Source organism: Flavobacterium potami (assembly GCF_020026915.1).
Taxonomy (GTDB): domain Bacteria; phylum Bacteroidota; class Bacteroidia; order Flavobacteriales; family Flavobacteriaceae; genus Flavobacterium; species Flavobacterium potami.
Genome location: NZ_JAINUY010000004.1, coordinates 181,825 through 202,362, shown reverse-complemented (window position 1 = coordinate 202,362; position 20,538 = coordinate 181,825). Strand labels below are relative to the sequence as shown.

Here is a 20,538-nt window from a genome sequence, read left to right as displayed (position 1 = left end):
ATTATTTCATGGCTTCAAATTTATAGCCATTGTATAGCAATTTTGCTACGATTTGTTTTTCAAGTAAATCTTTATCTCCTTTTGAGAAAGAAAGATTGATTTTTTCAGTGTCAGTAAGAGTTCCTTTTAAAGGGAAATATTTGTTGTCAGCTGTAATGATTTCGTCTTTAATGTTTTTACCTGTTTTAGGATTAGCATAACCGGTTTTTGTTGCATACCATCCTCCAATTTCTCTAACTCTTGTTTGTTCTCTGTTGTTATTGTCAACTTCAGTGTAGATTGAGTTTACTTTGTAAACCAAACTAGGAGGCCAATTTGCCATGAAAGTGATATTTTGTTTTACCACATCACCGATTTTTACATAATCCTGAACCATTCCGTTTTCTTTTAAAACTTCCTGTTTTTGGTAAATGATTCCATCTGTCACTTTTATGCGTAAAGCGTACATAGCTTCAAGCTCCGTTTTTATCTGATCATTCGTTTTTTGATTAGCATCTGCAATTACTTTTTGAATATCAGTTGGCGTTCCGTTTATGAATTCCAAAACTCCTTTTTCATCAATTCCTGCTGCACTGATAAATTTGTATTTATCATTACAAACACTTGCAACAATCGTTTTTTGAAAGCTTAAACCCTGATCTTTACCGTAATCAACTATTTCATTAGTTTTATTATTGCTTAAATCAGTAAGAACAGACCAGTAAAATGTTGATCCGTCAGCCATTAGAGCACTTTTTCTTTCAATAGAGAAAATGGGTCTGTTATCCAGCGACAAGATTTTGTAATTTACTTTTACTTTGTCAAGAATGGCAACTTCAGTTCCATCGATACTGATTTTGTCTTTTTTAAATTTAATATCTTGTGCTATAGATGTTAGGCTAGCCATCAGCATGCAAGAAAGTAATAATTTTTTCATATATTTTAGGGATTAAATTTGTCGCTAAAATATATATTTTTTTGTAATTAATTACTTATTTAAAAGTATTGCTGCTTCTTTTGCAAAATATGTTGAAATAAGATTCGCTCCTGCACGTTTAATACACATTAATTGCTCCATCATAATTTTGTCGTGATCCAGCCAACCTCTTTCAGATGCTGCTTTAATCATGGCATATTCTCCCGAAACCTGATAAACAGTCACAGGAACATGAACGGTGTTTTTAATTTCGCGAACAATATCCAAATATGCAATTCCAGGTTTAACCATTACCATATCTGCACCTTCTTCTGCGTCAGACAAAGCTTCTTTTATCGCTTCAATACGGTTGGCGTAATCCATTTGATAGGTTTTTTTATCTTTTGGAACAGCAACATCAGCTTCTTTTGGAGCAGAATCCAAAGCATCTCTAAACGGACCATAAAAAGCAGAAGCATATTTAGCAGAATAACTCATGATACCAACATTTTGGAATCCGGCAGCATCCAAACCTTCGCGAAGGCGTAAAACTCTTCCGTCCATCATATCGCTTGGCGCTACAAAGTCTGCACCAGCTTCTGCGTGAGAAACTGCCATTTTTACTAAGGCATCAACAGTGCTGTCATTTTCTACATCGCCATTTTTTATAATTCCGTCATGACCGTAAATAGAATATGGGTCTAAAGCCACATCGGGCATCACAATCATTTCTGGACAAGCAGCTTTTATGGCACGAATGGCTTGTTGCATTAATCCGTTAGCATTCCAAGCTTCTTTTCCGGTATTGTCTTTTAGGTTTTCGCTCACTTTTACGTAAATATTTACGGCACGAATTCCTAAATCATAAAGTTCTTTTACTTCTTCAACCGTTAAATCTATAGATCTTCTAAAAATTCCCGGCATAGATGGAATTTCGACTTTTACATTTTCGCCTTCAGCAATAAACATTGGAAACATAAAGTCTGACGGACTTAAACTGGTTTCGCGAACTAAAGAACGAATCGATTCATTTACTCTTAATCTTCTGCCTCTTTGTAATGGGAACATATAATTTTAGATTTTAGATTTTAGAATTCAGATTTTGACTGATTCGTTTGAAAAACAGCTAAATTAATCTTTGTTTCTAAAACCGCAGTTGTTTTTTATTTTTTGAAGTTGTTTTTACTTTTAATAAAGCGATGCAAAGTTACTGAAAAAGGAACAAAATAAGGCGTTTAGCTTATGGCAGAATCCGTTAATATTATCTAAAAATTTGATTTTTTACATTGAAATGAACCAAATTATGGTTTTTCAAATATTTCCGTCTAAATTTGTGAAATGAAGAAAATTCTCGCTTTATTTTGTTGCCTGCTCTTAACAAGTTGTTTTGAGATTACGGAAAGAATCAAACATCACGATGATCAAAGTGGTGAATATACTTTGATGATCGATTTTTCGAAATCTTGGTTTAAAACCAAATCGGCTATTTGGCTGGAAGAAGTCGATGGCGTAAAAATTCCGAACGAACAGGAAATTACCCAAAAACTGGAAGATTTTAAAATCAAAGCTTTAAAAATTGATGGAATATCTAATGTGAGTACAAAAACAGATTTCCAAAATTATGTGTTCATTATCAAACTCAATTATGCCAATTTAAAGGCTTTAAATGCCGTTGTCAATACAATAAACAATCAGCGGGAGCAGATTCACTTTAGCGGAAGCGATAAAAATTTTCAGCGCATTGCATCTTATCCAATTCCAGAAAAAGTCGTAAACGATCCGAAGAAAAAGAAAGATCTCGAAGAAGCAAATATTATTTCTATTTATACTTTCGATAAAGATATAGTGTCGGTTGACAATGCAAACAGTAAAATTTCAAAAAATAAAAAGACGGTTTTTTTAAAACAAAGTATGTACAGCGTTTTTAAAAAATCGACATTAATGAATAATTCCATCCAATTAACGCCTTGATTTATGAAGCATTTTTACACCTTAATTTTATTATTCGCCTTTTGTTTGACTTTTGGACAAAATGTAGCAAAACATGATTATTTTGTTCAGTTCAATGGAAATCAGCTTTCTAAAAAAGTCAGTATTGATGAAGTATTGAATCATCCGATTATCACAAAATACATCAGCAAAAAACCAGATTTTGATTTGAGGAAATATACCGACATCATTCAATTGGATCAAAAGATTACAATTCACGGAAATTTCTTAGACAGCGTTCCGTATTATCAGGTCACAATTCCCATTAAAAACAAAGAAGCCGTTAAGCAATTTTTGATTGAAAAACAGGGGGCAAACGGAACTAATAATTCAATTCAGGAATTTGGAAAATATGCTGTTTTTACACCAAATGGAGTGAAAAGATCTTTTGTTTGGAATGACAATTATTTGGTTGTTTTTGAATTGACAAAAAAACTTCCCGTAAAATCGTATGATTATGCAGAGACGGCTTATGTATCTGATACAATTGCTTCTGCAGAAGCATACGAACAAGCTGTTGTTGTAGAAGCGCCAACGGTTTATGAAGTTCCAAATTCGCCCAAAATTGCTGAAAAGTCTCAAAAGAAAGACGAAGAAGTAATCGTTAACATTCCGCCAGTTCCTGCAGCAGATTCAGTTCAAGAAGATTATTTGTATGATGGAAATCCGTATGAGCAATATACTGCGGAACAAGCAGAGTTTGACAAAAAATTGGCCGAAGAACAAAGTGCCATCATAAAAGCGTTGTTTGAAAATGGATTCACTGCACCAAGTTCAGAAAAAATAAATGTAGCGGCAGATATTTCATCATGGTTAGATTACGGAGGTGCGATTGCGAGCCTTTACGGAGCATATAGTTATCCGATGTCTTTATTTGGAGGTTATGATAAGTATTTGCCGATGCAGAAAAATTTTGGAAATTTTATCAAGGGAATTAATGTCGATTTTTATTTTGATAATGATAATGCCCGAATCGAAGAAATTGTAGAATATTCAGAACAGATTGCAGGAGTTGTAAGTAAAATAAGTGATCGAAAAATCAATAAAAATATTTTCAATTATTTCCCTGCTGAGAAACCTTTGGGATATATGTCATATCATATCAATACCAAAGCAGCATTGGAAAATTTCCCGTCATTGATGACCGATTTATTCCAAAGTTCAAAATTTACCAAAGAAGATATTGCTGTAACCACCGATTTGATTTCGACAATTGTAGATGAGGAAGCCACTGCCAAACTATTTGACGGCGATTTGAGCGCTTTTTTGTATGGAATGAAAGAAGTTGAGGTATTGACTAAAAAGTACGGTTACGATGAAAATTATCAGGAAACGATTACGGAAGAAAAAGTAAAAAAAGAGATTCCGTTGTTTTCTGTTATTTTTACTTCAACGCATCCAACTTTTGGAGATAAATTATTGCAATTAGGAGTTCGTAAAAAATTATTGACTCAAAACGGAAATGTATTTACTGTGGCAGCAACGCAGGAATACGGAAATATTTTTATTTTGAAAGAAAAAGACGTTGTGGTCGTTGCCAATACAATGGATTATTTTTCTAAAGGAAATGGAAATTTTATAAAGGAATCAAAGAAGGATCTAAGCAAAAATTCTATCTTCGGAAAAATGAATATGGCGCAAACAATTAAGGCATTTGGTAAAAATGCTAAAGATTCAGAGTTAGATCGAATGACAAAGATTTCAACTCAATTTTCAGATATTTCTATGGAATCTTCTAAAAAGTTAATTAACAATAAATTGAAATTCGTTTTTAAACTGAACTCTTTTAAATCGGATAAAAACATCATATTACAAACATTGGATTTAGCCGATGAAATGACTTCTAAATAATGGAAGTTCTTAAAATAAAAATCCCTGAAGCGGCTTGTTTCAGGGATTTTTTTATGAATCTAATTGGACTTTATTTAATAGAGGCTTCGTAAATTTCTTTGATTGATTTTCCAATTTGAGTATTAAAATCTGCATCTGATTGATTTGCTGTAAGCCCTTCCGATAAAGCTCTCGAAAAACTAGCGATTAATCCGTTGTTTTCTGAAAGTTTCTCATTTGCTTCTTCGCGTGAATATCCGCCAGAAAGCGCCACTACACGAACCACATGAGAATCAGACATTAAATCACTATAAAAATTGTTTATTGTTGGAATAGAAAGTTTGAGCATCACTTTTACATCATTGTCCAATAAATGAAGCTGTTTTTGGATTTCTTCTTTCAGAATTGCTTCTGATTTTTCTTTATCGGCGCTATAAATATCAATTTCAGGTTCTATAATCGGAATTAATCCTTTATTGAATATCTGCAAACCCACTTCAAATTGCTGTTTTACCACTTCGCGAATTCCTTCTGGATTGGCTTCTTTGATTACAGAACGCATTTTAGTACCAAAAATATTTCGTTCTACAGCGTGATCTAATAATTCATTCAGATTGGAAATCGGTTTCATCAATTGAACGCCATTTGAAAGTTCTGCAAGACCTTTGTCTACTTTTAAAAACGGAACAATATGTTTTTTCTCCCAGAGATAATCCGCAGTCCATTGTCCGTCGATTTTGCGATCTATTGTGTTTTCAAACAATATAGCACCAAGAATATATTGACTGTCAAATGAAGGACTTTTTATAATTCGGGTTCTCATTTCATGTACAATCGTGTACATTTCTTCGTCGTTTGAATATTGATTTTCTTCAACGCCATATTGCGATAATGCTTTTGGTGTACTGCCTCCGCTTTGGTCTAATGCTGCTATAAAACCTTTTCCGGAATGCATGAGATTTAACTGTTCGTTGTTTATATTTTTCATAACAATGAATTTTAGTTTTTTATAAATCTCTGTAATTTAAGCATTTTAATTGTGCTTCATGCTTATTTTGAGTTAAGATTTCTTACAAACCTATTTTCTCATTCACCTTGTCGTAGACTTCTTTTACTTTTTTTGGAGGATCAAATCGATAACCAATGGAAAGTTTTACTGTAGCGATATTATCATTTAATCTTGGGTCGACTTTATCGTCTTGCAGAAAGCTGACTGTATTTAGTGTTGCAAAGCCAAAGAAACGATCTTTATTGTAAGCGAGTTTCAAATTGAAATCGGCTTGATATAAAGCTGAGGTGTCGCCGTCAGTAATATTAATTCCGGCTCCTAAAGCAAGTCCAGCTCCAATTAAAACGCGATCGCTTATAACAAAGTTGTAAAAATAGGAGGGAGCCAGCGTAAATACATACATATCGCCAGGCGAAGTATCGGGCGTATTTAAATCTAAATTGGTATAATAAAAAGAAAAAGTCGGAATGAAACTTCCAGAACTCTTAGTCTGCCATTCGTTTTGACTGACTAAAGTCTTAAAAGAGAATTTGTCATTGAAAACATAAGCTGTAGATCCGCCGATTTTGGTGGTCCGCATTCGGGGTAATTGCGCGGTTAGATTATCTTCGCTTACATAAAATCCTTTTTGATTGATAAAAGTAAAAGACTGCATCCATTTTTTATAGTAGAAGCGGGTATTGAAATTGAAATTTTTAGAATGTGAATCACCCTTATTTCCGCCAAGAAATTTGGGAGCAAAACCAATCGTAATGTCGATGATTTTATAGCTTAAACTAAAACCAATCTGCTCTCTTCGATTGGGAATCAGATTTAAAAATATTTTTGGATCCTGATTACTAGAAGCAATCTCAAAACTATTCGAAGTATCTAAGTAATAAATACTGGCAGTAATTTTATCATCGTATGATTTAAAATACGGATTTTTCAAGGAGTCGTTTTGGGCAAAACATCCCAAAATGCTGGTGAAAAATGTGATGTAAAGTAGTTTTAAACACATAGATACATAGTTTTTAGATACTTTTAAAAAGACGTCTCACTCCAAATATTTCCACATAGCTATGTGAAAAAATATGATTTTCTAAAATTACCTCTAAGATATATCTTTTAAATCTATGTTTCTATGTGTTAAACAATTTTTAGATTAAGAAATCCACTCGCGCGGATTTGCCAAAACGTTGATTAATTTTTCCTCTTCACTTCCAACTTCTGGATGATGATCGTAAACCCATTGTACATGCGGAGGCAAACTCATTAAAATACTCTCGATTCTTCCGTTGGTTTTTAAACCGAATAAAGTTCCTTTGTCGTGAACCAAATTAAACTCAACATAACGACCACGACGGATTTCCTGCCACGTTCTTTGTTCTGGAGTGTAAGGAAGGTTTTTTCTTCTTTCTACAATCGGCACATAAGCTTCAAGGAAACTGTTTCCAACTTCGGTTACGAAATCATACCAATTTTCCATTGACATTTGCTCATTTGCTTTGCAATAATCAAAGAATAAACCGCCTAAACCGCGAGCTTCATGACGATGCGCATTCCAAAAATACGAATCACATTGTTTTTTATATTTTGGATAAAAGTCAGGATTGTGTTTGTCACAAGCTGTTTTACAAGTTTGATGAAAGTGAATGGCATCTTCTTCAAACAAATAATACGGCGTTAAATCTTGTCCGCCTCCAAACCATTGTTGAATCACATTTCCTGCTTCGTCATACATTTCGAAATATCGCCAATTGGCGTGCACGGTAGGAACCATTGGATTTTTCGGATGAAGAACCAAACTTAGTCCGCAAGCAAAGAAATCGGCTTCGCCAACGCCAAACATTTTCTGCATCGTTTCTGGAAGTTTTCCGTGAACGGCTGAAATGTTGACACCGCCTTTTTCGAAAACACTTCCGTTTTCAATAACACGTGTTCTTCCTCCGCCGCCTTCAGGGCGTTTCCATAAGTCTTCGCGGAATTTTGTAGTTCCGTCAACCGCTTCTAGTCCAGCGCAGATCTGGTCTTGTAAATTTTGTATGTATGCGTAAAATTTGTCTTTCATGATTTTATATATTCTGATTTAAGAAGTCCGAAATATACAGAGTTCTGCAAAGTGCCGTCTCCGTTTCTAAATTCGTCCCTTAATATTCCCTCTTGTTTAAAATTGTGTTTTAATGCGACTCTTTGACTTGCAATATTAATTTCGGAAGTACAAATGAAAACTTTATTCAGCATTAATTCGTTGAAGCAAAAGGCAAGTGCATTAGAAACCATTTTCGATGTAATTCCTTTTCCTTGATAATCTTCATCAACAAAATATCCTAATTCACATTTTGAAATGCGATAATCGATCGTTTTTACATTCAAATAAGCAATTAATTTATTGGTTTGAATATCGCGGGCATAAAAATGAAAAGCTTCTTTGTTCTTCTCTTTTTCAAGGTTGAACGAAATGAAGTTTTGTGCTTTTTCTAAAGAGTCAGAATTGGCTAAAGTTACCGGAAAAGTTTTTTCAATGTGTGATTTATTCTTTTCAATCAGTTTGTAAAACTCTTCGGGAAGAACATTTTCAATTCGGTCTATTTTCCAATCTGTAAAACTCATTTCTATTTGTTTTTTAGTGAAGAAATTTTGGTGTTTATTCCGAAAGAAAATACTTTGCTTTCTTGTTGAATGTATTGATAAATGACAAGTGCTTTACCTAAAAAATTAAATTGATTCTCTTGAGACAATCCAACTAGAATATCTGCAAACTGTTCTTGCTGATTCCAATCTAAATGACATCTTTGCAAGAGAATGATTAATTCATCTTCCGGTATTTCAATTGTTCTTTGTAAACTTAAACCGAAGCTTTTTAACTGTTCGTCAATAAGGCTTGTATCTTCAGCATTCCAAAATTTTGGAACGAAAATTAATGCATGTAAAGTTCGTAGAGTGTTCTCTATTCGTATACTTTCTTCGTCTCTTAAACCTTTATTCAGCATAAATTACATTTTAGTAGATTTGAATGTAGTTTGACTATAAACTAATTTTCCTTTTGAAGTTTGACCAAGTTTTTTTATTGTTCGATAAACAAAATATAAAACAGGCAAAGCATAATAGATAAATCCCATACAAATTGGTACGTAAGGCTTTTCTATAAACAATCCGCTTGACTTAACGGTTTGAAAATAACCTGATGTTTCTAAATACTCTTGTGTCAATCCAAACGGAGGTATTATAGCATTTCCGATACAAACCGCCAGAATCAGGAAAAAATAGAAAATGGCTCTTAGAGCAGATTTTCCCATTTGTGTCATTCGAACTTCTGGACTTACATTTGAAAATGCAAATCGCATTCTGTTTAAAACGGTTAGCAGGTAAATATATAGAATATTGGTGTTGATAACCGATTCGTTAAAAGAATAGGCAAAAGTTGCATACAAAGGAAAAAAAACAAAGAGCGACCATTTTTTAGGCATAACTGCCATAAAAACACCTGAATGTACCATTATAAACTCAAAAGCCATTAAAATAGCCAAATCATTTATCAAACTTACCGGATGAAGTTCTGGATGCATCCAAACCATCAAAAAGACATAAGCATAATAGGCTTGAAAGCCGTATTCAATAAATGAAAATGGTGAATTTCTTTTGAAATTTAAAGTAGCAAACATAGGCTTTAGTTTAAGTTTTCAGTCGCAGTATTCAGTCACAGTCTAACGTGAATACTGCGACTGAATACTGAAAACTATTATTGCCCGTATTCCTTCACCGCGTCAATAAACGCTTTTGCGTGGTCTACAGGAATATTTGGTAAAATTCCGTGACCTAAATTTACAATATATTTGTCTTTTCCGAACTCATCGATCATTTGGTGAACCATTTTTTTGATAGTTGGAATTGGAGAAAGCAATCTTGACGGATCAAAATTTCCTTGTAAAGTAATGTTTCCGCCAGATAAGTAACGTGCATTTCTTGCAGAACAAGTCCAGTCAACTCCTAATGCAGAAGCTTTACTTTTACCCATTTCGCCAAGAGCAAACCAACAACCTTTTCCGAAAACAATAACTGGAGTAATATCGGCTAAAGCGTCAACAATCTGGTTGATGTATTTCCATGAAAATTCTTGATAATCAACAGGAGAAAGCATTCCTCCCCAAGAATCAAAAATCTGAACGGCATTTACACCAGATTTTACTTTTTCTTTTAAATATAAAATAGTAGTGTCTGTAATTTTTTGCAATAAAGTATGTGCTGCAGCTGGATTTGAAAAACAGAATCCTTTTGCAGTATCAAAGCTTTTAGAACCTTTTCCTTCAACAGCATAACAGAAAATTGTCCAAGGCGAACCAGCGAAACCAATCAACGGAACTTCGTCATTCAACATTTCCTTAGTCAATTTCACAGCGTCGAAAACATAACCTAATGTATCATTTACATCTGGAACATACACCTTATGAACATCTGCCAAAGAACGAATCGGATTCGGAATAATCGGTCCTAAATTGTCTTTCAATTCTACGTGAATTCCCATTGCTCTTGGAACAACCAAGATATCTGAGAATAAAATCGCAGCATCTGGAGCAATTCGACGAATTGGTTGAACGGTGATTTCAGCAGCTAATTCTGGAGTTTCGCAACGTGTAAAAAAATCATATTTATCACGAAGTTCTCTAAATTCTGGCAAATATCTTCCTGCCTGACGCATCATCCATACTGGTGGACGCTGAACTGTTTCTCCTTTTAATGCTTTTAAAAATAGGTCGTTTTTTAACATTTTTTCTTTCCTTTAGGCTTTAAGCTTTAGGCTTTAAGCTGTTTTTGTTTATAATTTTAATGCTTACGGCTTAAAGCCTAAAGCGTATAGCTCTATTTATATTCGTGAATTACATCTTCGATCACATCTTCAATTGTTGGTTGATCTGCGACGATGATGTTTTTTGTGATTTTTGACAATGCTTCTGCTGTTGTATCTCCAATGCAGAAACAGATTTGTTTATTTATGGTGTTGTGTTTCAAATAGCTTTTAACGCCAGACGGACTAAAAAACAAAATCGCTTCTGGATTTGCTTTCAATTTCTGAGGTTGAAGCGTAGTTTCGTAAACCTGAATTTCGTTGAATTTAATTCCGTTTTCTTTTAATGCTTCCGGCAGCGTATCTCTTCTCATGTTACCGCTGAAAAAAGTATAACTCTCATTTCCGTAAATTAAAGTGATAATTTCGGCTAAATCTGCAGCATAACCTGTGTAAGCCACAACATTAAAGCCGTTATCGCTTAAAAGCGTTTTGGTTTTAAGTCCAACGCAATACACGTTTTTTTTCTTTAACTGCTCAGAATCGGGATGAGATAAAACACTATGAACCGCATTCTGACTTGTAAAAATCAGGCTTTCGTTGAGGTCTTTTAATTCGAAAGGTTTGTTTTCGGTTTTAATGAAATCGGCTTCGATTAATTCAACGCCATATTTCATTAACTCTTGTTTATGAAGAGGAGATAATATTTTTGTAGATACTATTTGAACTTGGTTTGCCATTACTTTTTCAGAGATTCTTTGATTTTCTGCATTAATTCTGTTCCGCCATTATTCAAAATCTCCTGAGCAGAGTTGAAACCTAGTTTCTTCCATTCTGAAATATCAACCGTTTTGTCGATTTCCAGTTTTTGTTTTCCGTCAATAGAAAGTAGAACACCTTGAAAATGTAAAGTGTCTTCGTCTTCGTTATAGGTAACCAAAGCTCCAATTGGTGCTGTACATCCTCCTTCAAGCGTTCTTAAAAACTGACGTTCGATGTGTGTACAAATTTCAGTTTCGATATCATTTAACTGAGAAAGTGCATCCAAAGTATAATTGTCATTTTCCATTGCCACAACCAACATTGCTCCTTGTGCAGGCGCTGGAATCATCCAATCTAAATTGATGAAATTTTCAGGTTTTAAGTTGATTCTTTCTAAACCAGCGGCAGCAAAAACAGCTCCGTCCCAATTGTTGTCTTGCAACTTCTGCATACGCGTGTTTACGTTTCCGCGTAAATCAACTACGGTATGATTTGGATATTTATTGAACCATTGTGCCTGGCGACGCAGACTTCCGGTTGCGATAGTGCTTGGATTTGTAAAATCAGGATTTCCTTTATGGACTAAAATATCTAAAACATTGGCCCTTGGTAAAACAGCACCTTGAACGATACCTTTTGGCAAAGCCGTTGGGACATCTTTCATAGAATGCACCGCAATATCAATATCGCCATTGATCATGGCAATGTCTAACGTTTTGGTGAAGATTCCCGTAATGCCAAGTTCGTAAAGCGGTTTGTCCAGAATAATATCACCTTGAGATTTTACGGCAACAATTGAAGTTTTATAACCTAAATCGTTTAGTTTTTTCTCTACAGTGTGTGCCTGCCAAAGTGCTAATTCGCTGTCACGCGTTCCTATTCTGATTGTTTTTTCAGCCATGTTTTTTGTTTTTACCATTAAGGGCATTAAGTGAATTAAGTCTTTGTGTTGAGTTTAAGATTATTAAGCTTTGCGTTAGCTTAAAAAAGTATAGCTGGGCTTAATTTTCTTGACAAAGCTTGGACTTAATTATCTTAATACCTAAATGGTTCAATATTTTATGTTTAATCAATTAACCTCGCAAAATGTTCATTGACAAGTGGTTTCATTGATTTTGTAATGTTTGTTGTGTTGAAATTAATCAATAACCCTTGAGGTCTTTGTAATAATTTCATATAAGTCAATAATTGCGCTTCGTGAATTGGCAATAGGGTTTCTATCGCTTTTAATTCAACAACCACACAATCATTAACAAGTAAATCTATTCTTAAATCCGATTCAAATTCAAGATCGTAATAATCAATTTTCACAGATAATTGTTGTTTTACATCATATCCGTTTCGTTCTAATTCATATTTAAGGCACTTCTCATATATACTTTCTAAAAGTCCAGGTCCCAAAGCTTTATGCACTTTAATAGCATAGCCTGTAATTTCATAAGCCAATTGAGTAACCTCTTTTTTTGTCATAGAACTTTTTTGTTTTTACCATTTAGGGCATTAAGAGAATTAAGTCTTTGTGTTGAATTTAAGATTATTAAGCTTTTGTTATAGCTTGGCTTAATTCTCTTGACAAAGAATGGTCTTAATTTACTTAATATCTTAATGGTTTAATTTTTATTAAGCATTGTCAGAATAAAAACTTAATTCTCTTGACAAAGATTGACTTAATTCTCTTATTGTCCTTAATGGTAAAATATAAACTAAGATGCTTTTATTTTGAAGACTTTTTCGATCCATTCGATGCTTTCATCGACCATGGTATCTTCGTCTTTTAAATGATTTGCGAAATGTGTAGTGATTTTTTGAATGATTCGATTACTGATGATTTCAGCTTGCTCTTCATTAAAATCAGCGATTTTTTTGCTTTGAAAATCTAACTCCGAAGCTTTGATTGCGTTTAATTTGTCTTTTAAAGCATTAATTGTCGGAGCGAACTTTCTTCCTTTCATCCAAGTCACAAATTCTTCTTTGATTTCTTCGATGATCGCTTCTGCTGCCGGAATGTGTAATTTTCTGTTTTCCAAAGTTTCATCTGTCAATTGAGACAAATAATCCATGTGGATCAAAGTTACGCCTTCTAGTTCCTCAACATTTTCATGAACGTTTTTCGGAATAGATAAATCTAAAATCAATAAAGGTTTTTTTAGATTTAAAATCGCTTTGTCAACTGTTGGGTTTTGTGCGCCTGTTGCCACAACTACAACATCGGCTTTTTGAAGTTCTAAATGCAATTCAGAGTAATCTTTAACAATCAAATTTAATTTTCCTGCCAGTTTCTCTGCTTTGTCTTTAGTACGGTTTATTAAAGTGATGTGTTCGTTTTTAGTGTGTTTTACTAAATTCTCACACGTATTTCTTCCAATTTTTCCAGTTCCGAAAAGCAAAATGTTTTTATTGCTGATGTCTTCTACATTTTTAAGAATGTATTGAACTGATGCAAAAGAAACCGAAGTTGCGCCAGAGCTAATCTCTGTTTCGTTTTTAATTCTTTTACTTGCCTGAATAACCGCATTTACCAGTCTTTCCATGAAATTATTCGCTAATCCTAAAGATTTGGAATGAACGAAACTGGTTTTAATTTGAGATATAATTTCGAAATCACCTAAAATCTGACTGTCTAAACCAGTTCCTACGCGAAATAAGTGATTGATTGCTTCTTGATTTTTGTAAACAAAACCAACCTTTTGAAAAGCGTCAACAGAACCATTGCTGTTATCGCAGATTAGTTTTATTAATTGAAAGGGATGTTCTGCAAAACCGTAGATTTCGGTTCTGTTGCAAGTTGAAGTAACTATTAAACTTTCTATTCCATCGTTTTTAGCTTGTTCCAGAAGGCGAGTCTTCGCAACGGCATCCAAACTAAATTGACCTCTGACCTCAGCATCAGCTTTTTTATAACTCAGACCAACTGAGTAAAAATAAAGGTGTTTCGGTACGTTATTGTTTTCCATAAATTCACTTTCATAAAAGTGCAACAAAATTATTACTATACCATCGATAAAAATAACGCTAAAAGTACTTTTTGTGTCGCTGTATGTTTTTTTGATTCTAAACAGGTCTTTTTATTTAAAAATCAGCACTTTTATAGCAAAATCAAGTCGTTTGAAATGTTTTGTTTAGAGTGGTTCTAAATAACTAGAGATAAATTATTAAAATTTACTTCAAAAAAAATATCGCTATGGGTTCAAAAAGTAAATTGTAAATATTGACTGTAATTTACTTTCAGAATTGCGATATTTTATAAATCAGAAAATTGTATTTAATAAAAGCGCTATCATAAATTTTAAATAGCGCTTTTAAAGGAAAGGAAATTATTTTTGAACAATCGGCGTTCTTAACGACTCCAAAACAGCAACGATATCTGTGTAAAGTTCTGTGTTTGAAGCAACACCATTTTTATTAGCAGCAGCACCAACATATCCTTCAAATTTTGTGTAATCTGCACTACTAGCTTTTGTTCCCATACGAGGGTTTTTAGCAGGATCATGCGCAGCTACCATATTCAATCCTGAATAAGTGTTTACTGCATTTGTTCCACCAGTGTTAAAGGAAAAGAAATCAGTAAGATTGTCAGATAGCTTAGCAATATTTGTAGCCTGAGTATTTCCTGTTTCTGCTAAAAGCGGTGCAAAATGGGCTTGTAAATTTCCAGATGCATTTGATTGAATATCTGCAACGATTAATCCTATAGTTGAATTTACCACTTTACGGAAACTTAAACGGCCTTTTTCAATCATTTGTCCTGAGTTGTCCGGATCTGAAACCATAGCAGAACCTCCTAATCTCTCATAGATTGTAGCTTTTTCAACTGGTTTATCATCGTCATTGCTGCAAGAAGCTAATGATGCCGATGCGGCGATTAGTACACTCAAGGTAATTTTAGAAAAATTTTTCATAATAAATATTTAAAGGTTAATTAAAAAACTGATTTAATTTTTTTGATAGTTTGTAGCTGTAACTATTTTGATCGATAGGGCAAACTTCTTTATTTGCAAGGCCTGCAGGTAAAATATAACGTTGAGCGTCATAATTTCCTTTGCTCATTAATTCGTTATACACTTTTTCAGAATTTGTGATTTTATTGTTATGGAAATAAACCACGACATTTCTTTTTACTATAATAGAATCAGAAGTTAATCCTTTGATGGATCTTAAATCTGCACAAATCTTTTTGGCGCTTATAGAATCTATGTTTTCTTTAAAATCGATTCTGCTTACTTGCAAATTGGGACTTTCATAAACAGCAGGTTTCGCTGTAATAATGTGGAATATTAAAATGGCAAAAAATAATACGCCCGCTACCAACACGGTCCAAAGTCCTCTTTTTACAGTTTTGTTAATTTTCATAAAAGTTTTTGTATAATTATTGATTTAGTTTTTTAAGAATCATTTACGTGCGGTTTTTACAATTGGTTTTGTTAATAGATAACAATTCCTCAATTTAGAACAAATATGAATAGTGTAAGAAATAATTTACGCTTGTTTTTTCTAAACAATGAAATGATAATCAGTAATTTAATATTTTTGAAATCAAAAAAAGACTTAAGCTGATTTGAAGAAATTAGAATAAAAAAGAAGGGAAAAACTTTTAAAGAATAAAGAAATTATAAATTTAGAAGTAAGTAAACGATAAACCCATCAAAAAGATTTAATTTTGGAAAGCCAAATTATAGTTTCTGCAAAATGACAGTATAACTTGAATAAAGTAAATCAAAATGGAGGAAGAAATAAAAATTGAAGACGACTTTACGCTAATCCGGTTTCAGAATGATAGTGCAGAACCTTTTAATGCGCAACACGAGATTGGTACAGGATTGATACAGTTTCATTTCGGGATAAAAGGAAATGCCAAATTCTTATTCAATCAAGGCAATTATGCTTTGGAATTGAAAGAAGAAAAATCACTGCTTTTATACAATCCGCAGAAAGAATTACCGCTTCATTTAGAACTCGCTCCAAACTCGTGGGTGATTTCGGTAATTGTTTCGATAAAGAAATTTCACGCATTGTTTTCTGCAGAAGCCGATTATATTACTTTTTTAAGTCCTGATAATAAGGATAAAAAGTATTATAACGAAGGAAATATTAGTCCGTCAATGGCGATTGTATTGAGTCAATTGTTTCATTATAATCTCCATCCTTCGATAAAAAACCTTTATTATAAAGGAAAAGGATACGAATTGTTGAGTTTGTATTTCAACAGAACCGAAGATCCGAATGCAGAACAATGTCCGTTTTTGATTGATGAAGACAATGTTTTGAAAATCAGAAAAGCCAAAGAAATTATCATTGCTAATATGGCCGAACCTCCAGGATTGCAAGAATTGGCAGATGAAATTGGTCTGAATTTGAAAAAGCTGAAAATGGGTTTCAAACAAATTTACGGCGACACGGTTTACGGTTTCTTGTTCGATTATAAAATGGATTTCGCTAGAAAATTATTAGACAGCGGTTCTTATAATGTAAACGAAGTAGGATTGAAAATCGGTTATAGCACGGGAAGTCATTTTATAGCCGCATTCAAAAAGAAATTCGGAACAACACCTAAAAAGTATTTGATGTCGATTAATGCGAATGTTTAATTGAATGAAAAAATTAGTTTTCTTCTTGATTCTATTTTCTTCTATTTTAAAACTAGCTGCTCAAAGTGATTCTAAAATTAACTACGATGGTTTGTGGAAATTGGAAGGAATGGAATACGTTGGCGGGATAACTTTTTGCATTGAAGAAAAGAATCAAATTTTAATAGCAATTCAAAATGATACTATTAAGTGGAAAGCAGATGTTATTAAAACGTGTGGGAAAAGAAAAGATGAAATTAATTCTGTTTTCATAAGAAGCGGAAAATTAAAAATTTCTTTTGGGAAAAAAAGTACTGCTTATGTTAATGTAGAGAATGGGGAAATTGAATGTTTGAAAGAAGAGAAAATGAAAAGTAAGGATCAAAGGAAGTCATCTATTGATTTTACAAATTTGAATATAATTAAAAAGTAATAATTATCATATTTCTAATAAAGTACAACGTTTACTTTTGCCGAAATTTTTAAAAACAAACAAAAGCTTAAAAGCAAAAAACATAATGAAAGGCGTATTATTAGTAAACTTAGGTTCTCCAGAAAGTCCAACTCCAAAAGACGTAAAACCATATTTAGATGAATTTTTAATGGATAAATATGTAATTGACGTTCCATATTTATTAAGAGCATTATTAGTTCGTGGTATTATTTTAAGAAAAAGACCTGAAGAATCGGCACACGCTTACGCGAAAATTTGGTGGGAAGAAGGTTCGCCGTTAGTTGTTCTTTCAGAAAGAATGCAGAAAAAAGTACAGCCTTTAGTAAACGTTCCAGTTTCTTTAGCAATGCGTTACGGAACTATGACGATTGAAAAAGGACTTCAGGAATTAAACGATAAAGGAGTTACAGATGTAATGCTTTTTCCATTATATCCGCAGTATGCAATGGCTTCGACTTTGACTATTTTAGTTAAAGCAGAAGAAATTCGCAAGAAGAAATTCCCTCATATGAAATTTACCGATGTTCCGGCGTTTTACAACAAACCAGATTACATCAAAAATTTAGCAGATTCAATTCAGAAACACTTAGTTGGGTTTGAATATGATCATTTGTTGTTTTCATACCACGGAATTCCAGAGCGTCATATTCGCAAAACTGATGTAACAAAATCGCATTGTAAAATTGACGGTTCATGCTGTAACACGCCATCACCGGCGCACGAATTTTGTTACCGTCACCAATGTTACGAAACAACAAAACAAGTCATAAAATTATTAGGACTTCCAGAAGATAAATATAGTCTGACTTTTCAATCTCGTTTAGCGGGAGATAAATGGTTGGAGCCTTACACGGATGTTGAAATTGACAATATGCCAGCAAAAGGAATCAAGAAATTAGCGGTTGTAACACCAGCTTTCGTTTCAGATTGTTTGGAAACTTTAGAGGAAATCGCAATGCGTGCCAAAGAAGATTTTGAAGCAAATGGAGGAGAAGAGTTCTTGGCAATTCCTTGTTTGAATGACGATGACGAATGGTGTCAGACAGTTTCTAACTGGATTAATGACTGGGCGAAGTAATATTTTGTTTCAAGTTTCAGGTTTCACGTTCCAAGTTTAGCCACTTTGAGAGAAACCTGAAACTTGAAACCTGAAACAAAAACAACAATGGAATACTACAATTATCTAAAATCACTGCATCTTATTTTTGTCATAACTTGGTTTGCAGGTTTGTTTTATATTGTGCGTTTGTTTGTTTATCAAATTGAGGCCAATGAAAAACCTTCGCCAGAAAAAGAAATTTTGCAAGCACAATACAAAATTATGGCCTACCGTTTGTGGTATATTATTACATGGCCATCGGCAGTTTTGGCGAGTATTTTTGCTTTTTGGATGCTGTTTTTTACAGATGCAGGTCATGTTTGGATGAAAATGCCTTGGATGCACGTAAAATTATGCTTCGTTTTCCTTTTGTATTTATACCACGGAAAATGCCATCAGATTTTTAAGCAATTGCAGAATGATGAGGTGAAATATTCGAACAACTTCATGCGTTTATGGAACGAAGGTGCAACGATTATTTTGTTTGCTGTTGTTTTTTTAGTAGTTTTAAAAAGTGCCATCAACTGGATTTTCGGCGTAATCGGAATTGTTTTATTTTCGGTTTTAATTATGCTTGGCTTTCGATTTTACAAACGAATTAGAGAAAAAAAGTAATTAGTAAAGAGTGATTAGTGAATAGTCTTTGAGCTTTTACCAATCACTAATTACTATTCACTAATCACTAAAAATATGCTAAACTTCAAAATGACAATGCTTTCACTTCGTACCAGGATTTTCCTGTCGATGATTGTATTGATTGTTGTGGCATCTTTTTTATTGGCTTCGATTTCGATTATTCAGTTTAAAACTGAGGCCAAAGAATACCATCAAGAACGTTTAGAACGAAAAGAAAATGCGGTAAAAGAACACATTAATTATGTGCTTTCTACAACTACTTATCCGCTGAAAACGGGAAATCTGGATTTGATTTTTAAAGATAAAATCCACGAATTGGCGCAGATTCACAAAATTGAAATCAATATTTACAGCCTTGAAGGAAAACTTTTAAAATCTTCCAAAGAGTCTTTTGCGGTTGATAAAGCACCTCCCCCAATTCCAGAATATATTTTAAAATTGGTTCGTTCTTCTATAGAAAAGCGATTTGTAGACATTAAAACTATCGACGGAGTCAAAAATCGATCTTCTTATAGTTTAATTAAAGACGAAAAATTCAAACCTCTCGGAATCCTGAACCTGCCTTATTTGGAAGACGATGGATATTACGACAACGAGTTGAATACGTTTCTGATTCGTTTAAGCCAAGTATATTCTTTTATGCTCATCGTGGCTTTCGCGTTAGCGTATTTCCTTTCCACTTATATTACAAAATCGCTTAAAACTATTTCAGATCGTTTGGAAGAAACCAATCTGGATCAGAAAAATGAGAAAATTGTTTTAGAAGCAAACAGCAAAGAAGTCAATTTCTTGATCAAAGCGTATAACGGAATGGTCGACAAACTCGAGACCAGTGCTATCAAACTAGCACAAAGCGAACGTGAAGAAGCTTGGCGCGAAATGGCGAAACAAGTCGCACACGAAATTAAAAATCCGCTTACGCCAATGCGTTTGACGGTTCAGAGTTTTCAGCGAAAGTTTGATCCCTCAGCTCCAGATGTCAAACAGAAAATGAATGATTACTCGGAGACTTTAATTCAGCAGATTGATACGATGACTTCTGTAGCTTCGGCATTTTCGAATTTTGCTTCGATGCCAGCTCAGCAAAATGAGACCTTAAATGTGGTTGAGGTTGTAGAATTGGCTCTGGATATTTTCAATGAAGATTATATTTCTTTCGAAAAAGAAGAAGAAGAGATTATTTCTAAAATGGATCGTACGCAATTGATTCGTGTCATTACCAATTTGGTTAAAAATGCGACTCAGGCCATTCCAGAAAGTCAGTTTCAAAAATCTATTGTGGTTTCTGTAAAAAGACGAGATAATAATGTTGAAATTGCTGTAAAAGACAACGGAATCGGGATTCAGAAACAAGATATTGGAAGAATTTTTGAGCCAAAGTTTACTACCAAAACCAGCGGTATGGGACTAGGTTTAGGAATTATCAAAAACATTATCGAAAATTACAAAGGAACAATTACCTTTGAGTCAACTTATGGAAAAGGAACTACGTTTACAGTTTCTCTCCCTATCACCAACTCTTAAAATATAGCGTC

At 33.6% G+C, this 20,538-nt stretch carries 22 protein-coding genes; 7 read left to right on the top strand and 15 right to left on the bottom strand.

Going from position 1 to position 20,538, the window contains the following annotated elements; translation table 11 throughout:
- Position 1: 1 nt before the first annotated feature.
- Both K6T82_RS13185 and hemB read right to left on the bottom strand, forming a co-directional pair.
- Positions 2–916 (bottom strand): hypothetical protein, encoded by a 915-nt coding sequence (locus K6T82_RS13185; RefSeq protein ID WP_223706400.1) that lies wholly within the window; start codon positions 914–916, stop codon positions 2–4.
- A gap of 51 nt (positions 917–967) precedes the next feature.
- The gene (gene hemB, locus K6T82_RS13180; RefSeq protein ID WP_223706398.1) at positions 968–1,963 is read right to left on the bottom strand and encodes a porphobilinogen synthase; all 996 of its coding nucleotides are present in this window, start codon (positions 1,961–1,963) and stop codon (positions 968–970) included.
- 270 nt (positions 1,964–2,233) lie between these two features.
- Between hemB and K6T82_RS13175 the strand changes: the two genes are divergently transcribed.
- Positions 2,234–2,866, top strand: a complete 633-nt coding sequence (locus K6T82_RS13175) for a hypothetical protein (protein WP_223706396.1) — start codon at positions 2,234–2,236, stop codon at positions 2,864–2,866.
- A 3-nt stretch (positions 2,867–2,869) separates the two neighbouring features.
- On the top strand, positions 2,870–4,735 hold the full coding sequence (locus tag K6T82_RS13170; RefSeq protein WP_223706394.1) for a hypothetical protein: 1,866 nt from the start codon (positions 2,870–2,872) through the stop codon (positions 4,733–4,735).
- A gap of 70 nt (positions 4,736–4,805) precedes the next feature.
- On the opposite strand, the gene K6T82_RS13165 is transcribed toward K6T82_RS13170, so the two are convergent.
- The 13 genes from K6T82_RS13165 to K6T82_RS13105 all read right to left on the bottom strand — a co-directional run bounded on the left by K6T82_RS13165 (position 4,806) and on the right by K6T82_RS13105 (position 15,600).
- On the bottom strand, positions 4,806–5,693 hold the full coding sequence (locus K6T82_RS13165; RefSeq protein WP_223707100.1) for a fructose bisphosphate aldolase: 888 nt from the start codon (positions 5,691–5,693) through the stop codon (positions 4,806–4,808).
- A 91-nt stretch (positions 5,694–5,784) separates the two neighbouring features.
- Complete coding sequence (locus K6T82_RS13160; RefSeq protein ID WP_223706392.1) at positions 5,785–6,723, bottom strand: DUF4421 family protein; 939 nt, start codon at positions 6,721–6,723, stop codon at positions 5,785–5,787.
- A gap of 144 nt (positions 6,724–6,867) precedes the next feature.
- A complete protein-coding gene (gene hemF / locus K6T82_RS13155; RefSeq protein WP_223706390.1) occupies positions 6,868–7,773 on the bottom strand; it encodes an oxygen-dependent coproporphyrinogen oxidase in 906 nt (301 codons plus the stop codon).
- Positions 7,770–8,315, bottom strand: coding sequence for a GNAT family N-acetyltransferase (locus tag K6T82_RS13150; RefSeq protein WP_223706388.1), 546 nt, complete (start codon positions 8,313–8,315; stop codon positions 7,770–7,772). Before K6T82_RS13150 ends, hemF begins: the two co-directional genes overlap by 4 nt.
- A 2-nt stretch (positions 8,316–8,317) precedes the next feature.
- Positions 8,318–8,695: a hypothetical protein gene (locus K6T82_RS13145; RefSeq protein WP_223706386.1), complete on the bottom strand. Its 378-nt coding sequence runs from the start codon at positions 8,693–8,695 to the stop codon at positions 8,318–8,320.
- Positions 8,696–8,698: 3 nt separating this feature from the next.
- Entirely contained in the window at positions 8,699–9,367 is a 669-nt protein-coding gene (locus K6T82_RS13140; RefSeq protein WP_223706384.1) for a hypothetical protein, read from the bottom strand.
- 77 nt (positions 9,368–9,444) lie between these two features.
- Entirely contained in the window at positions 9,445–10,470 is a 1,026-nt protein-coding gene (gene hemE, locus K6T82_RS13135) for a uroporphyrinogen decarboxylase (protein WP_223706382.1), read from the bottom strand.
- 92 nt (positions 10,471–10,562) lie between these two features.
- Complete coding sequence (locus tag K6T82_RS13130) at positions 10,563–11,228, bottom strand: uroporphyrinogen-III synthase (RefSeq protein ID WP_223706380.1); 666 nt, start codon at positions 11,226–11,228, stop codon at positions 10,563–10,565.
- Entirely contained in the window at positions 11,228–12,151 is a 924-nt protein-coding gene (hemC, locus tag K6T82_RS13125) for a hydroxymethylbilane synthase (protein ID WP_223706378.1), read from the bottom strand. The genes K6T82_RS13130 and hemC overlap by 1 nt, the downstream gene beginning before the upstream one ends.
- A 164-nt stretch (positions 12,152–12,315) precedes the next feature.
- On the bottom strand, positions 12,316–12,720 hold the full coding sequence (locus tag K6T82_RS13120) for a GxxExxY protein (RefSeq protein WP_223706376.1): 405 nt from the start codon (positions 12,718–12,720) through the stop codon (positions 12,316–12,318).
- A 233-nt stretch (positions 12,721–12,953) separates the two neighbouring features.
- The gene (hemA, locus tag K6T82_RS13115) at positions 12,954–14,204 is read right to left on the bottom strand and encodes a glutamyl-tRNA reductase (protein ID WP_223706374.1); all 1,251 of its coding nucleotides are present in this window, start codon (positions 14,202–14,204) and stop codon (positions 12,954–12,956) included.
- A gap of 360 nt (positions 14,205–14,564) precedes the next feature.
- Complete coding sequence (locus K6T82_RS13110; RefSeq protein ID WP_223706372.1) at positions 14,565–15,149, bottom strand: globin family protein; 585 nt, start codon at positions 15,147–15,149, stop codon at positions 14,565–14,567.
- 16 nt (positions 15,150–15,165) lie between these two features.
- Complete coding sequence (locus K6T82_RS13105) at positions 15,166–15,600, bottom strand: hypothetical protein (protein WP_223706369.1); 435 nt, start codon at positions 15,598–15,600, stop codon at positions 15,166–15,168.
- 368 nt (positions 15,601–15,968) lie between these two features.
- Between K6T82_RS13105 and K6T82_RS13100 the strand changes: the two genes are divergently transcribed.
- The 5 genes from K6T82_RS13100 to K6T82_RS13080 all read left to right on the top strand — a co-directional run bounded on the left by K6T82_RS13100 (position 15,969) and on the right by K6T82_RS13080 (position 20,527).
- A complete protein-coding gene (locus K6T82_RS13100; RefSeq protein WP_255596551.1) occupies positions 15,969–16,835 on the top strand; it encodes a helix-turn-helix domain-containing protein in 867 nt (288 codons plus the stop codon).
- A 4-nt stretch (positions 16,836–16,839) separates the two neighbouring features.
- The gene (locus K6T82_RS13095) at positions 16,840–17,247 is read left to right on the top strand and encodes a hypothetical protein (RefSeq protein WP_223706367.1); all 408 of its coding nucleotides are present in this window, start codon (positions 16,840–16,842) and stop codon (positions 17,245–17,247) included.
- 85 nt (positions 17,248–17,332) lie between these two features.
- A complete protein-coding gene (hemH, locus tag K6T82_RS13090; RefSeq protein WP_223706365.1) occupies positions 17,333–18,346 on the top strand; it encodes a ferrochelatase in 1,014 nt (337 codons plus the stop codon).
- An 87-nt stretch (positions 18,347–18,433) separates the two neighbouring features.
- On the top strand, positions 18,434–18,982 hold the full coding sequence (locus K6T82_RS13085; protein WP_223706363.1) for a CopD family protein: 549 nt from the start codon (positions 18,434–18,436) through the stop codon (positions 18,980–18,982).
- A 129-nt stretch (positions 18,983–19,111) separates the two neighbouring features.
- On the top strand, positions 19,112–20,527 hold the full coding sequence (locus K6T82_RS13080) for a sensor histidine kinase (protein ID WP_223707095.1): 1,416 nt from the start codon (positions 19,112–19,114) through the stop codon (positions 20,525–20,527).
- Positions 20,528–20,538 lie beyond the last annotated feature (11 nt).